This is a genomic window from Desulfovibrio simplex, assembly GCF_055387835.1.
The window spans coordinates 1,300,553-1,313,432 of record NZ_AP042377.1; the positions used below are offsets into that span (position 1 = coordinate 1,300,553).

The 12,880-nt window shown below is 52.3% G+C and carries 14 protein-coding genes and 2 tRNA genes; 7 read left to right on the forward strand and 9 right to left on the reverse strand.

Annotated features, from left to right (window positions below; translation table 11 throughout):
• The first annotated feature begins 13 nt into the window (after nt 1-13).
• Both ACZ5DH_RS05385 and ACZ5DH_RS05390 read left to right on the forward strand, forming a co-directional pair.
• Entirely contained in the window at nt 14-376 is a 363-nt protein-coding gene (locus ACZ5DH_RS05385; RefSeq protein WP_464256072.1) for a type II toxin-antitoxin system RelE/ParE family toxin, read from the forward strand.
• Nucleotides 373-768, forward strand: a complete 396-nt coding sequence (locus ACZ5DH_RS05390) for an addiction module antidote protein (protein WP_464256073.1) — start codon at nt 373-375, stop codon at nt 766-768. The genes ACZ5DH_RS05385 and ACZ5DH_RS05390 overlap by 4 nt, the downstream gene beginning before the upstream one ends.
• A 102-nt stretch (nt 769-870) precedes the next feature.
• Here the strand turns inward: ACZ5DH_RS05390 and ACZ5DH_RS05395 are convergent, their stop codons facing one another.
• Nucleotides 871-1,278, reverse strand: coding sequence for a helix-turn-helix domain-containing protein (locus ACZ5DH_RS05395; RefSeq protein ID WP_464256074.1), 408 nt, complete (start codon nt 1,276-1,278; stop codon nt 871-873).
• A 140-nt stretch (nt 1,279-1,418) separates the two neighbouring features.
• Between ACZ5DH_RS05395 and ACZ5DH_RS05400 the strand changes: the two genes are divergently transcribed.
• Nucleotides 1,419-1,682: a helix-turn-helix domain-containing protein gene (locus ACZ5DH_RS05400; RefSeq protein WP_464256075.1), complete on the forward strand. Its 264-nt coding sequence runs from the start codon at nt 1,419-1,421 to the stop codon at nt 1,680-1,682.
• 350 nt (nt 1,683-2,032) lie between these two features.
• Here the strand turns inward: ACZ5DH_RS05400 and ACZ5DH_RS05405 are convergent, their stop codons facing one another.
• The 3 genes from ACZ5DH_RS05405 to ACZ5DH_RS05415 all read right to left on the reverse strand — a co-directional run bounded on the left by ACZ5DH_RS05405 (nt 2,033) and on the right by ACZ5DH_RS05415 (nt 3,731).
• On the reverse strand, nt 2,033-3,112 hold the full coding sequence (locus ACZ5DH_RS05405) for a DUF2806 domain-containing protein (protein ID WP_464256076.1): 1,080 nt from the start codon (nt 3,110-3,112) through the stop codon (nt 2,033-2,035).
• Between the two features lie 137 nt (nt 3,113-3,249).
• A tRNA-Pro gene (locus ACZ5DH_RS05410) sits at nt 3,250-3,326 on the reverse strand.
• 129 nt (nt 3,327-3,455) lie between these two features.
• A complete protein-coding gene (locus ACZ5DH_RS05415) occupies nt 3,456-3,731 on the reverse strand; it encodes a helix-turn-helix domain-containing protein (RefSeq protein WP_464256077.1) in 276 nt (91 codons plus the stop codon).
• Between the two features lie 75 nt (nt 3,732-3,806).
• On the opposite strand from ACZ5DH_RS05415, the gene ACZ5DH_RS05420 reads away from it, so the two are divergent.
• Nucleotides 3,807-4,172: a helix-turn-helix domain-containing protein gene (locus ACZ5DH_RS05420; protein WP_464256078.1), complete on the forward strand. Its 366-nt coding sequence runs from the start codon at nt 3,807-3,809 to the stop codon at nt 4,170-4,172.
• Between the two features lie 265 nt (nt 4,173-4,437).
• On the opposite strand, the gene ACZ5DH_RS05425 is transcribed toward ACZ5DH_RS05420, so the two are convergent.
• The 3 genes from ACZ5DH_RS05425 to ACZ5DH_RS05435 all read right to left on the reverse strand — a co-directional run bounded on the left by ACZ5DH_RS05425 (nt 4,438) and on the right by ACZ5DH_RS05435 (nt 6,835).
• Nucleotides 4,438-5,430 (reverse strand): DUF362 domain-containing protein, encoded by a 993-nt coding sequence (locus tag ACZ5DH_RS05425; protein ID WP_464256079.1) that lies wholly within the window; start codon nt 5,428-5,430, stop codon nt 4,438-4,440.
• A 398-nt stretch (nt 5,431-5,828) separates the two neighbouring features.
• Nucleotides 5,829-5,905 (reverse strand) — tRNA-Met (locus ACZ5DH_RS05430).
• A 132-nt stretch (nt 5,906-6,037) separates the two neighbouring features.
• The gene (locus ACZ5DH_RS05435; RefSeq protein WP_291301313.1) at nt 6,038-6,835 is read right to left on the reverse strand and encodes an undecaprenyl-diphosphate phosphatase; all 798 of its coding nucleotides are present in this window, start codon (nt 6,833-6,835) and stop codon (nt 6,038-6,040) included.
• Between the two features lie 145 nt (nt 6,836-6,980).
• Between ACZ5DH_RS05435 and ACZ5DH_RS05440 the strand changes: the two genes are divergently transcribed.
• Nucleotides 6,981-7,175 (forward strand): hypothetical protein, encoded by a 195-nt coding sequence (locus ACZ5DH_RS05440; protein WP_464256080.1) that lies wholly within the window; start codon nt 6,981-6,983, stop codon nt 7,173-7,175.
• 190 nt (nt 7,176-7,365) lie between these two features.
• On the opposite strand, the gene metG is transcribed toward ACZ5DH_RS05440, so the two are convergent.
• On the reverse strand, nt 7,366-9,369 hold the full coding sequence (metG, locus tag ACZ5DH_RS05445) for a methionine--tRNA ligase (RefSeq protein ID WP_464256081.1): 2,004 nt from the start codon (nt 9,367-9,369) through the stop codon (nt 7,366-7,368).
• Between the two features lie 191 nt (nt 9,370-9,560).
• A complete protein-coding gene (locus ACZ5DH_RS05450) occupies nt 9,561-10,655 on the reverse strand; it encodes a PSP1 domain-containing protein (RefSeq protein WP_464256082.1) in 1,095 nt (364 codons plus the stop codon).
• A 339-nt stretch (nt 10,656-10,994) separates the two neighbouring features.
• On the opposite strand from ACZ5DH_RS05450, the gene ACZ5DH_RS05455 reads away from it, so the two are divergent.
• Nucleotides 10,995-11,552, forward strand: a complete 558-nt coding sequence (locus ACZ5DH_RS05455; protein WP_464256083.1) for an HD domain-containing protein — start codon at nt 10,995-10,997, stop codon at nt 11,550-11,552.
• A gap of 17 nt (nt 11,553-11,569) precedes the next feature.
• Nucleotides 11,570-12,877 (forward strand): ATP-dependent 6-phosphofructokinase, encoded by a 1,308-nt coding sequence (locus tag ACZ5DH_RS05460; RefSeq protein ID WP_464256084.1) that lies wholly within the window; start codon nt 11,570-11,572, stop codon nt 12,875-12,877.
• Nucleotides 12,878-12,880 lie beyond the last annotated feature (3 nt).

The window sequence follows — 12,880 nt, forward strand, 5'->3', positions numbered from 1 at the left end:
GGAGATATGGAGCATGGCGAATCCAATCAAGTCAACTTCCCTTCCGGGTGCGCGGGAAGTACGGAATGTGCTTGAGCGGCGCTATGACGGACAGGGATGCAATGATCTCATATTTCCCACGTCGGCCGGGGGCGAAAAAGCCCGCATTGCAGCCCGCATCAGTTCGGCCAGGGCGGGCAACTTCGGAGGTTGCAAGTCGGTTGGTGACGGTGTTTCTGAAATGCGTATTGATTTCGGCCCCGGATACCGCGTTTATTACGGGCAAGAGGGCTTGCATATTTATCTGCTCATACTTGGCGGTGCCAAATCCTCACAGACGCGGGACATAGCCAAAGCCAAAGAGATGTGGCGGATAATTAAGGAGGAACGCCAATGAAAAAGATAGCTACCCGCGAATTTGAGGCTTCCCGTTATCTCGATAGCGAAGAAGCCATACAGGAATACCTTGCTGCTTGTCTGGAAGACCCCAATCCTGACGTATTTCTCATCGCTCTTGGTGAGGTTGCTAAAGCGCGTGGGGTGGCCCAACTTTCCAAGGATACAGGATTAAGCCGGGAGAGCCTTTACAAAACCTTCTCGCCCGGCACAAAGCCGAGGTTTGAAACCATCCTGAAAATATCTAAGGCTCTTGGTGTTCCTCTTGGCATTAAACAAGGAAGCGAAAAGCCCACCTGTAAGCCTGAAACTTCAATTCTTTTCAAATTCCTTCGAATCATTGCCGGTCTTTGCCGCTGCTTTCGATTCTCCTCAAAAGCCCTTCCAGTTTGAAAAGATTTGAAGAGTTTTACGCCCAAGAAGAAGACAGGATAGAGGCGGTGGGCCCACCGCTTATCCTGCCCTGCGGGGTTCAGCATTCGCCTTCGGCTCAATCTAAGACGAGAAACCGGGTTCCTTTCGGGTGAAGCCGTCTGCCTGCGCCAGAGCAACTCGCCTGACAAGTTCGTCGGCAAGCTCCTTGGACGACAAGCTCCGCAGGGCAGCTTCCTCGTTCACACGCTCTTGGACGACATCACCTGTTTCATAGACCCCCGGCGTAGGGATGCGAATATAGCAGGGCCCTAGACCCGTCAAAATCCATTCGGGATGAACGTCTTTCGTCCTTATGATAGTCACAAGCCAATCCGCCGGAATCCTTCTCCGGCGCTTTGCATCGGATACAGAGGATTGGCGTGTCCCCAAAAAATCAGCCAGATCGACTTGAGTTTTCTTTCCCGTCACATCCTGTATCCGCCGCATTTGGTCCTCAAATACCTTCCGGCTATTCTCTTTGCTGTCCATAGTCCACCTTGCCAGTTTTTAGAATTAAAATTGTCAATGCCCCTTGGGAGACAATGGATATCGTGAGCTTCTGATACTTATAGTCTGTAGACTTATAGTCGTCATTCCTGATTCTGGCAAGATACACGAGGTGGAAATCTATGCCGGAATACAGCAAAAGCGATTTGAAAGCCTTGACGGCTTTTGGCGAGGTGGTGCGTGACAGACGGAAAGCGCTGGACGATATGTCTCAGGAAGAACTTGCAGACAAGGCCGGTTTGCACAGAACATATATCGGCGGGGTTGAGCAAGGGCGCAGAAATCTGAGCTTGCTCAATATAATGAAGATAGCCAGAGCGCTTGAGGTTGAGCCGGAAGAGTTATTCGGCTCCATGCCCAAGCCAAGGAAAAAGGCAAAAGCCTGAAGTTGGTCTGGGCAAAATTACATTTTTTCAAAAAAAGTTCTCGAAACGGAACCAACTTCCTCACGCCTTCAGGCGTTTCTATGCTAGTGGCCTTTTATTAGCCCGGAGGTTCACATGGCATCAGAAAAACCCGGCTTGTCACCACTACTCAAGGCGCTTCGCCTTTGGTGCTGCGGAAGAATATTGAAAAGCGCTTGGACAGACCTATCAGCAGCGGCTATCAGCAAACCTTGATCGCCAAGGGCGAGGGCCTAAAGCCATCAAGACGGGCCGGAAGGTTAGAGACCTTCGAGAAGATTTGGTCGATTGGCTAGAGAATTGGGTTTCGGATTAATGCGATGCTGAGTTGGTTAATTCTGCTCTAGCTCTTCCCATAAAAAGCCTTGCGCTATAGTAGCTTTTTTAATTTTTTCAATATATTCGAAATTATAGTTTTGTGGTAAAAATCTTACTATTTCCATGTATGGTTTCTTGATTTCTAAAAAATAAAAATTCTTCACCGTTTCATTTATATTCTTTATTAAATAAGTTCTTGTGCAGTTCTCAATTTTCATATGCATTTTGGGTCTTATGCTATATTGCATACAGTTTCCAAGAGAGTCATAATTCAAAATGCCAAGTTCTGATAAATATTCTAGATCTCTTTTGGATCGTGGAAGAAGGCTTACATCGAAAGGCCCCTCTTTCAATCCAAATTTGTCTTTAGAGTGAAATATTGGAACAAGGTAATTATTGAAAATATACTGATTGAAGTCCGTGAGGCATTGAAGTTCATGCTGTGACATTATAGATATCGCCGATAATGCACGAGAAGAAACAGATCCTGGACTATTTATCTCTCCTGAAAGGATAGCTGCAAAAATATCTTGTATTACTTCATCGGAGTAATTTTTTGCATTATTCCAAAAAATAGTCTCAAAATCTTTGCTTGGAGTCGAATTTGTAGTTTTATCGCTGCCATTCTCAATATTTTTCTTTATAGCTTTAAGACAAATAGCTTCATAATTAAATTGTTGATTTATAGCATTTTCAACAAAAGAGTGCGCAGCTCTACCCTCTAAAGGTAGCAATCCTAGAGTATTATATCCAAGAGCAGGATTTTCTTCTAAAACACTGGCCAGCTGTTTAGTGCTTTCCCGTACGTAGATTTCCCCTGAAGCTTCAAGCAATTTACGCTCTGTATCTAGCGCCACCTGTGTACGCATTTCTAGGCGTTTGATTTCGTTGTCTCGTTCGATAACCTTCCTTTCCAATTCTGCCATGACATCGGAAACCTCAATTTGTCTCTCAAGACTTTTTTTGTATAACCAAACAGGGCATAGCCCTCGTTGGGCCAGCCATCTTATAATTTTTGCCCCTCTAAATGTTTCGACCGCTATTTGTAGTGTTTCAGCTCCCGTTTTTACGGCATCAATATATTCTTTTGTCATGAGACAACTCCCTCTGAGAGATTAGCAAAATAATTCCAAAAAAGATAATCAAACTTAAGAGGTGGGGTTATCGTGGGGCCAAATGGCCCCAAACAGAAAAAGGACTTACGATATTCACCGTAAGCCCTTGTAATCTCTGGTCGGGATGAAAGGATTTGAACCTTCGACCCCTTGAACCCCATTCAAGTGCGCTCCCAGGCTGCGCTACATCCCGACACGAGAAAAAATAAAATAATTTCATAAGATAAGCAATAAAAAACTGCAATATTTTACGCATGCCTTTTGCTTACGTGCGACAGCGTAATTTTGTTACCCCGTCCAGAAATCAATTTACCCCAAGAAATTACTTCCTGTTCCTTTCATACTCATCCAGCCACTTATCGGGATTATCCAAAGCCTTCTCCATAGCGCTGATGATCGTACCTGCCGGAATCTTCAACCCCCTCGCTAGCAAAATCAGCGTTTCCACACGAATGCCTGATGTGCCTTTTTCAAAGCGTCGCAGCCATGCGTAGTCAACTCCCGACTCTTTCGCCAGAGCATAACGGCTCATGCCTAATCCTTCGCGGAGTGATTCAATAATTAGTCCCATGATTACTTTCGTTTTATCTTTGTCCATTGTTCCAGTAAATACGAAAACTCTACCTTGATTAAGAGACTTTAGTCCTATAAAATCATAACTAACGGAGGGGCTATGAACGATACCCATACTGAGACGAACTTTGACGAACAAATGGAACGCATAAAGCTCATAACTGGCAAAAAAACGCAGATTGAACTGGCGGAATTACTTGGCATCAAGCAATCTTCCATTTCTGATGCGAAACGGCGCGGCAGCATTCCGGCCAACTGGCTGATTATGCTTATGCGGCTCAATTACGCAAATCCAGAATGGATTTTAACTGGTGATGGGCCACTATTTATCTCATTTTCGTCCATAAAGCCGCTGTATAGAACCGAAGACGAAAGGGCTGACTACAAGGCAAAAGAAAAGCTGTTGCGGCAGGTTCCGTCAAAAATGTTAGCTGATGAACTGGTGCGCAGAATTTCCATCTCGTAAGCAACGGTGTCCTTTATATACTACTGTCTTTTTTCTGTTGTCCCGGACACACATCGACTTTTCTCCTCAACTCCATTCTCTCCTGCTTGGTGTGCGCTGGCGACCTGATTTATACCAACAACGCTGCACCTTATTGATTACGTATGAAAAATCATCAAAAAAAAGGCCCGGTTGGAGCCTCTTTACTCTCTACTTTGAATTTTACTGACCACGCTAACAGGCTATGGATTCACACTGATCACTGACAGGGCCACCGCCGGGCCTTTCATGCGTCAATGCCTGCAAGGGTGTACTGCTGACGGCCAATTCCGAGCGATTCGGCGTGGTCAAGCACGTGTACTCCATTGCGGGACTCAATACGCTCACGCAACGAAGCGCTTTTTTCGGTGTCCGCGGCGTAAATGAGGTCAACGCAGGCGCGGTCCAGGGCTACAGGGTCAAAGGACGCCAGAACGCCAATGTCGTCCAGTTCAGGGGGCGTGGGGTTCTTGTTGCAATCACAGTCAATGGACAGGTTGTTCATCAAGCTGACATAAACGATTCTGTCCGTACCAAGTTTTTCAGCCACAGAACCTGCCGCTTCTGCCATCGATTCCAGAAACAGTTCTTTTTTTACCCTGCAGCATCGGATGAATTTGCCAACGGTCCGTGTTTCTCCGCCGGTATGAATCCACATTTTCCCCTCAGCAGAAGCAATGCCGATGGCCACATTCTTGATAGCTCCGCCAAAACCGGCCATTGAGTGTCCCTTGAAATGGGATAAAATCAGAAAGGAATCATAGTTGGCAAAATGTGCGCCAACGAAATTTTCCTTGATGTGTTTGCCCCGCACAAACGGCAAACAGACGGAGCCGTCTTCATCCATAATATCCACCGGGGCAATATCCGTAAAACCGTGATCCCTGATGGCGGCCATATGGTCCGCCGTATTGAAGCGCTTTCCGGCATAGGCGGTATTGCACTCCACGATGGTTCCGTTCACAAACTGCACAAGGTCTTTGATCAACGCTGGCGCAGGATAGTTATGTCCCCCCGGCTCTCCGGAATGCAGCTTCACCGCCACTCTGCCCGGCAGCGTACGGCCCTGCATCAGATGTCCATAGATTTTTGTCAGCCCGCTGGGGCTGATATCTCTGGTAAAATATACTGTTGCGCCTTCCGCCGCGTTGGCAAAAATCCCTGTGCCCGTCATGGCCACTGCCCGCAACGTGGCTGCATCCTTTTCAGTAAGGGCGCACCTGACAAGTGAGCTATCCATTGTATTCTCCTCCGCCCCAGTGAAATCAGCCCGTTTGCCCACGGGACATGGCTCTGTAATCCTCAGCTTGCGTAGCCAAGGCCATTTCATGTTGAAGCTGCCTTGCGGGCGCATACCCAAGGCGCTCCTCGTGACGAAGCAGCCGGACTGCGCGGCATTCCGCAACGGGTCGAGCCGTGCACATTGATAACTTACGTCTTCAAAAGCAACCCGCCTGACAGTTCATCCACCCGGAAGTGAACTGTCAGGCCAGTGCCCGCCCTTACACAAGACACGCAAACAGGGATAAAAAAGGGATAAAAAAACGAGGCGCTTATGCTTCTGTGTACTTTTAGCGTACCCATCGAAGCATAAGCGCCTTATATTTTTGGCACTTGCTTTCAAGCGCCATACTACCCTGGTAGCAAGGGAGGGATTTGAACCCCCGACACTGCGGGTATGAACCGCATGCTCTAACCAACTGAGCTACCTTGCCGTGTACTGCCCTCAGGCAGCGCGACGATCTAAATATAAGATTTGCCCAACCTTGGCAAGTAAAATTTTTCCAACACCCTGCACCCTATCAATTTTCGAGCCTTGGCATCTGGCAGACGGGCTGCCGTACCGCTCAGTTCACCATAAAGTAGTATACAAAAGGCGCGATGAGCAGCCGGTAAACGGCAAAAGGCACCAGGGTCATGCGCCCCACCAGGGCGACAAAAACCTTCACAGCCAGCAAGGCCGACACAAAAGAGCCGATCATGCCTACCAGAAAGAAAGGAATATCGGCAGAAGTGAACATGCTCAGGTTTTTCAGCAGATCATAGCCCGTGGCCGCCACCATAATGGGCACAGCCGCGATAAAGGAATACTCCGCCGCCAGAGGTCTTTTGGCCCCCAAAAGCATGCCGCCCATTATGGTTGCCGCGGAGCGCGAAAATCCGGGCCAGAGGGCAAGGCACTGAAAGCAGCCGATGCCCAGGGCCAGCTTTGGCGTCATGTCGTCAAGGCTGATGCAGGTTGTCTTGAACTTGCGCTTTTCAACAAAGATCATGCACAGCGCGCCCACAACCAGAGCAATAAGCACGGTGGCCGGGCGGAACAGGTGTTCCTTGATGTAGGAATGCAGTAAAAGGCCAAGAACGCAGGCAGGCAGCGATGTAAGAATAAGCAGCGTAATGCCGCGCATGCCCGCAAAACGGACGTAGGGCTGAGGGCGAACCAGGCCCCAAAACCGCTTCCAGTAAAGCACCACAACCGCAAGAATGGCCCCTAGTTGAATAACAACGTCAAAGGTTGCCGCTTTTTCACCGACAAAACCGAGCAAATCGCCAACAAGAATGAGATGGCCGGAAGAAGATACCGGCAAAAATTCTGTCAGTCCCTCAACAATGCTCAGAATCAGGGCAGTGAGCAAGTTGTCCATAACTGGCCTCTGTAATGCGCGCCGTGCGGCGAATCGCTGGCTTGGGCGTGTAGGCGCGTGGCGGGCACCGCATACTCGCGTATTGATGTTCCGTTATTGCCAAAAAACGGTCAAACAGTTATTGGTGAAAAAAAGGACGTATGCCATGAATACCATTATGCCGCAAGGCGAGCTGGTACGTAAAGCCGCTGCCTATCTGTCGGAAGAACGTGCGCGCCATCCTGACAAAAGCCTGGCCACGCTGCTGGATGAAACAGGCATGCGTTTCAACCTCACCCCGCTGGACGCCATGGCCCTTGAGCGCCTGTTTCAACAAAAGCCCTGTGGCAAGGCGGACTGATCAGCCCGCCCAACAGGAACTGCGCCAGCCACTTGACCAGATTACCTCTGAAATACTCAACATTTCAATTTGTCATTCTGCCGAAACTACGATTTTTTTTGCAGAATCTATGTCATGCTCTGCCACTGCACGAGAGTGCAGTGGCAGAGCATGTAACCTTTTTCAAGGGTAACATGCTCCTGAGCCAGACCTACGCTATTTCACTGCCGTTGGGGACGTCGGAATCCAGACCCAGCAGGGTCAGTGCCGAATCATTGCCGGCCGTAAGCACCATGCCATGCGACATGAGACCGCGGATCTTGCGCGGCTCAAGGTTAAGCACAGCGCAAACGCGTTTTCCCACCACTGCCTCTGGCGAATAGTGCTCGGCCAGACCAGAGAGGATCTGGCGGGGCTGCCCTTCGCCAAAGTCTATTTCAAGACGCAGGATGCGGTCGGCATTGGGATGCTTTTCAGCCACCAGCACCGTTCCTATGCGCATGTCCAGAGCCTTGAAATGGTCAAAATCTATGTTCGGCTTGCCCGCTGCCGCAGCAGTCTGATCCGCGCCACCTTGGGCGGCCTGGGGCTGGCCGCCGGTCGCGTTCTGCTGTTTAACGGCTTTCTTTTCCGCCTTGGCGGCCTTGGTTTTTTCGGCCTCTCCAGAGTCCTTTTTTACCTCGATGCGCGGGAAGAGGTTCGAGGCCTCGGCCACCACAGCGCCCGGCACAAGCCCTTCAAAATTGTCCATCTCGGCTTCCAGGGCATGCACGGGAGGCATGCCGGGCTCCACAGGCTGGCCGAGCTGTTCCAGCATCTTTCCACAAGCCACCGGCATGACCGGCCACAGACACACTGCCGTTTTACGCATGGCCGCCAGAAGCACATACATGACAGTGGCGAGGCGCTCCATATTACCCTGTTTGTGCAGGGCCCAGGGCGCCTGACTGTCCACATACTTGTTCAGGGCGCGCACCAGTTCCCACAGAGATTCAAGCCCCTGAGAAAATTGCACGTTGCCGAAGAGCTGGCTGAAATTGCGCATGGCGGTGGCGGTCAGTTCAATAATGGCTTCATCAGCCTCGTCAAATCCCTTGGGAGCGGGAATCCGGCTGCCGAAATACTTGGCGGTCATCGAAAGCACCCGGCTGAACAGATTGCCCAAATCATTGGCAAGGTCAGCGTTGATGCGGCTGGTCAGGGCTTCGTCACTAAAGCTGGCGTCCGACCCGAAGTGCATTTCACGCAGCAGAAAATAGCGGAAAGCGTCCGCGCCATAGCGCTGGCTCATGGCTTCGGGCTCAACCACATTGCCAAGTGATTTTGACATTTTGGTGTCACGCACAAGCCAGTAGCCATGCACGTTAAGGTGCTTGTACTGGGGCAGACCAGCAGCCTTGAGCATGGTGGGCCAGAACACGGCATGGGGTTTGAGAATATCCTTGGCAACAAGGTGCTCTCCCGGCCAGAAATGCTCAAAATCCTCGCCGTCAGGCCAGTTCAGCGCGCTTATATAGTTGAGAAGGGCGTCAAACCAGACATAGCACACATAATCCTTGTCAAAAGGCAGCTCTATGCCCCAGGTCAGCCGCGATTTGGGCCGGGATATGCACAGGTCTTCCAGAGCGCCGGATTCCAGCATGGCCAGAACTTCCGAGCGGTAGCGTTCAGGCCGGATAAAGGACGGATTCTGCTCGATGTGCTCCTTGAGCCAGGGCAGATACTTGGACATGCGGAAAAAATAGTTCTTTTCGCTGATGAATTCCGGTTTGACCAGGTGCTGCGGACAAAGGCCGTTTTCCAGCTCCTTTTCGGTATAGAAGCGTTCACAGCCATAGCAGTAGTGGCCGCCGAACTCGCCGAAATAAATGTCCCCGGCATCGTAAACTTTCTGCAAAAACGCCTGCACCGAGGCCTTGTGCGTCTCATCGGTGGTGCGCACGAAGCGGTCGTTGGCAACATCCAGCTTGGGCCAGAGAGACTGAAAAAGCACGCTGATGCCGTCCACAAATTCCTTGGGCGATTTACCTTCTTTTTCAGCAGCCTGCACGATCTTGTCACCGTGTTCGTCCGTGCCCGTCAGAAAGAGCGTGTCCTGCCCAAGCAGCCTGTGAAACCGGGCCATGGCATCAGCCACGACAGTGGTGTAGGCATGCCCCAGATGGGGCTTGGCATTGACATAGTAAATGGGCGTCGTGATAAAAAAGGTGTTCACTCAAGGCTCCGTAGGCTTGATTGGCTATTTTGTTCTCTATATCAGAGCATTCTCATTTGAACCCAGCGGGCGGCCGCGCGGGCGGAAGCCCGCGTACAGCGCGAGCATAGTTCAATCGCTTGGTCAAGCGCCGTGGCGTACGTGACCGTAGACGTTACGAACGTGCATTCTCAAGATTACTCTGCCCTAAATTATTCTGCCTTGTTGTGCGGCTTGCGACGCCTTTTGCGGCGCGGCTTGCCGGGCTCGCTTTGCCCGCCGCCAGCATCGCCATTAGCGGCGTCATGGCTGTGGGCGAATCCCGCTCCACTGTGCCCGCCATTTTCGTGGTTGCGCTGCGAATCAGGTTCATCCTGCGGAAAAAGCTCATCCATCATGTCAAGCTGTTCAAGATTATCCGGCGCGGCGGAAACCACCAGCAGGCCGTCACCAACCTGAGGTTTGGGGGCCTGACGCGGCTGATTTTGCGGATTTTGCACGGATTCGGGCCTGTGCGGCGAAAGGGCCTGCCACTCCTCAAGCGTGAGCTCAAGTTCTTCATTAGCCTCGGTAAGCACGGCCAGCGAGTTGCGGAACATATTGGCCCGCAGCACCTTCATGGCGCCTTTGTCTGTCTGGTATTTCTTGCCGAGCCGGGGGCAGTTCTTATGGAAATGATCGTAGTTTTCCTGCTCATAAGAGAGGCAGCAGAGCAAACGGCCGCAAATGCCGGAGATCTTGGCGGGATTGAGAAAAAGGTTTTGTTCCTTGGCCATGCGGATGGTCACGGGCGCAAATTTTCGCAGGTAACGGCGGCAGCAGCAGACCATTCCACAGTTGCCCACAGCGCCGACCATCTGGGTTTCGTGGCGAACGCCTATCTGACGCAGCTCGATGCGGGCACGGTACTCGCGCACAAGGTCTTTCACAAGGTCGCGAAAATCAATGCGCGAAGGCGCTGTGAAGTAAAAAATGAGCTTGCTGCGGTCAAAAAAGACTTCCACATCCACGAGCTTCATATCCAGATCGCGCTGGCGGATGCACTGGCGGCAAAAGGCCTGCGCCTCCCTGCTCAACTGCTCGTTGGCTTCGCCGCGCCGTACGTCTTCGGGACTGGCCAGCCGTAAAATCTGCGGCAGCGGTTCTTCCTGATCAGACAGCGGATGAGCCGGGCCAGAGACAATGACGGCCAGCGCATGCCCCTGTTCGGCTTCGATAAGCACATGTTCCCCCGGTTCGAGACCGGCAGGACCGCTGTAATAGCTTGTCTGGCCAAGCGCGCGAAAACGCAGGCCATATATGGGCATTGAGGTCACGGTGCTAAACCTTGTGAAACGATTTCCAAAAAAATCCTTTTCGGTCATAAAAAGCCCGCTGTCAACCGTACACCCCCGAACAGGGCATGTGACAAGCCGTTGCGGACAAAACTTCCGCACTTCGGAGACAGACGGGCGATCACCAAACACGACCTGACGGAGTTTAGCCCTGCGATGCATACTTGCGCAAGCATGCCGGCAAAGCAGACGTGTTTATGAGGCATGGTCGCGGGTCTGTCACCATTGCACGATAAAATGGAGCAACTCCCCGGCCTGGCTTGCCTTCATCCCCGGCCTGCTTTACATTGGCAGGATACAGGAGCAACTACGATGATACAAAGAAATGAAGCTTTGCAGCTTCTTGCTGCTCATGCCACCCCTCCGTCCCTCATGCAGCATGCCCTGGCCACCGAGGCCATCATGCGGGCGCTGGCGCGCCATCTGGACGAAGATGAAGAGATCTGGGCCATTACGGGCCTGCTGCACGATCTCGACTATCCGACCACGGCGGAAAATCCGCAACGTCACGGTCTGGACAGCGCCGACCTGCTGGCTGACAAACTGCCGGAACCCGCCCTTGCCGCCATACGCGCCCATGCCGCCGAGATGAACGGGAGCCGGGCAGAGAGCCGTTTCGACTACGCCCTGCGCTGTGGTGAAAGCGTCACCGGCCTTATCAGTGCCGCTGCCCTCATGCGCCCGACGGGCATTGAGGGCATGGAAGTAAAGAGCATCAAAAAAAAGATGAAAGATAAAGCCTTTGCCGCCAGCGTCAGCCGCGACAACATACGCCAGTGTGCCGAAGCCGGGCTTGATCTGGACGCCTTTCTTGCTCTGGCCATTGAAGCCATGCGCGCCCATGCCCATGAGCTTGGATTGAGCAAATAACTTACCGCGAGGCCCACATGAACAAAGAATGCACCCTACAGACGGGCATCCACACCCTCGGTCCCTGCAAGCTGGATTCTCACCTGCCCTACCGCACATGGGCCGATGACAAGTCCATACAGATATTCGTGGATGAAGAGCTGACTGAAGATGCGGGCCAGCCTTTCAGCGTATGCCTTGAGGCCGCCGGGCCGCGCCGCAAGCTCTATTTCGACACCACGCGGGCCAAGTGCGCCATCGTCACCTGCGGCGGGCTCTGCCCCGGCATCAATGACGTCATACGCGCCATTGTTATGGAGGCCTTTCATGCGTACAACGTGCCTTCAATTCTGGGCATTCCCTACGGACTTGAAGGCTTTATTCCCAAATACGGGCATGCTCTTCAGGAACTGACGCCCAAGGGCGTGGCGGACATTCACCGCTTCGGCGGCACCATGCTCGGCTCTTCGCGCGGGCCGCAGTCCGCCGAGGAAATTGTGGACACGCTGGAACGCAGTAACGTCAACGCCCTCTTTGTCATCGGCGGCGACGGCACAATGAAGGCCGCGCGGGCCATCAGCAATGAGGTGCATGCCCGCCGCCTGAAGATTTCCGTCATTGGCATTCCCAAAACCATTGATAATGACATCAATTTCATTCCACAGTCCTTTGGGTTTGAAACCGCTGTCTTCAAGGCCACAGAAGCCATCGAGTGCGCCCATACAGAAGCCTGCGGCGTGCCCAACGGCATTGGCCTTGTAAAGCTTATGGGACGCGAGTCGGGATTCATCGCCGCCAGGGCCGCGCTGGCCCTGAAAGAGGTGAATTTTGTGCTTATTCCCGAAGCGCCTTTCTCCCTTGAGGGTGAGGGCGGCCTGCTGCCCGCGCTCGAAGAACGCCTGAAAGCCCGCGGTCATGCCGTCATAGTCGCGGCAGAAGGCGCAGGGCAGCACCTGCTGGCAGAACAGAACGGCACGGACGCTTCGGGCAACCCCGTGCTTGGCGACATTTCCGAACTGCTGCGCACGTTCATCAACACCTACCTTGATGCACGCGGTATGGCCCACTCCATAAAATACATTGACCCGAGCTACATCATACGCTCCGTGCCTGCCAACGCCAATGACAAGGTGTATTGCGGCTTTTTGGGCCAATACGCCGTACACGCCGCCATGGCGGGCCGTACGGACATGGTGGTGGGAAAGATTCAGGACCGCTACGTGCATCTTCCCCTGGAACTGGTCACCCGCAAGCGGCGCAAGCTGAACATCTACTCTGACCTCTGGCGGGCCGTGCTTGAATCCACTGGCCAGGGCATGCTCAAGGGCATGCTGCCCCCCGTATAGCTT

What these genes read in the sequence shown, in the direction of transcription:
- ACZ5DH_RS05385 (WP_464256072.1), top strand. Translation starts at nt 14, where the DNA reads ATGGCGAATCCAATCAAGTCAACTTCCCTTCCGGGTGCGCGGGAAGTA.
- ACZ5DH_RS05405 (WP_464256076.1), bottom strand. Translation starts at nt 3,112, where the DNA reads ATGACAAAAGAATATATTGATGCCGTAAAAACGGGAGCTGAAACACTA.
- ACZ5DH_RS05400 (WP_464256075.1), top strand. Translation starts at nt 1,419, where the DNA reads ATGCCGGAATACAGCAAAAGCGATTTGAAAGCCTTGACGGCTTTTGGC.
- ACZ5DH_RS05390 (WP_464256073.1), top strand. Translation starts at nt 373, where the DNA reads ATGAAAAAGATAGCTACCCGCGAATTTGAGGCTTCCCGTTATCTCGAT.
- ACZ5DH_RS05435 (WP_291301313.1), bottom strand. Translation starts at nt 6,835, where the DNA reads ATGGACAACTTGCTCACTGCCCTGATTCTGAGCATTGTTGAGGGACTG.
- ACZ5DH_RS05420 (WP_464256078.1), top strand. Translation starts at nt 3,807, where the DNA reads ATGAACGATACCCATACTGAGACGAACTTTGACGAACAAATGGAACGC.
- ACZ5DH_RS05460 (WP_464256084.1), top strand. Translation starts at nt 11,570, where the DNA reads ATGAACAAAGAATGCACCCTACAGACGGGCATCCACACCCTCGGTCCC.
- ACZ5DH_RS05395 (WP_464256074.1), bottom strand. Translation starts at nt 1,278, where the DNA reads ATGGACAGCAAAGAGAATAGCCGGAAGGTATTTGAGGACCAAATGCGG.
- ACZ5DH_RS05455 (WP_464256083.1), top strand. Translation starts at nt 10,995, where the DNA reads ATGATACAAAGAAATGAAGCTTTGCAGCTTCTTGCTGCTCATGCCACC.
- ACZ5DH_RS05425 (WP_464256079.1), bottom strand. Translation starts at nt 5,430, where the DNA reads ATGGATAGCTCACTTGTCAGGTGCGCCCTTACTGAAAAGGATGCAGCC.
- ACZ5DH_RS05440 (WP_464256080.1), top strand. Translation starts at nt 6,981, where the DNA reads ATGAATACCATTATGCCGCAAGGCGAGCTGGTACGTAAAGCCGCTGCC.
- ACZ5DH_RS05415 (WP_464256077.1), bottom strand. Translation starts at nt 3,731, where the DNA reads ATGGACAAAGATAAAACGAAAGTAATCATGGGACTAATTATTGAATCA.
- ACZ5DH_RS05450 (WP_464256082.1), bottom strand. Translation starts at nt 10,655, where the DNA reads ATGCCCATATATGGCCTGCGTTTTCGCGCGCTTGGCCAGACAAGCTAT.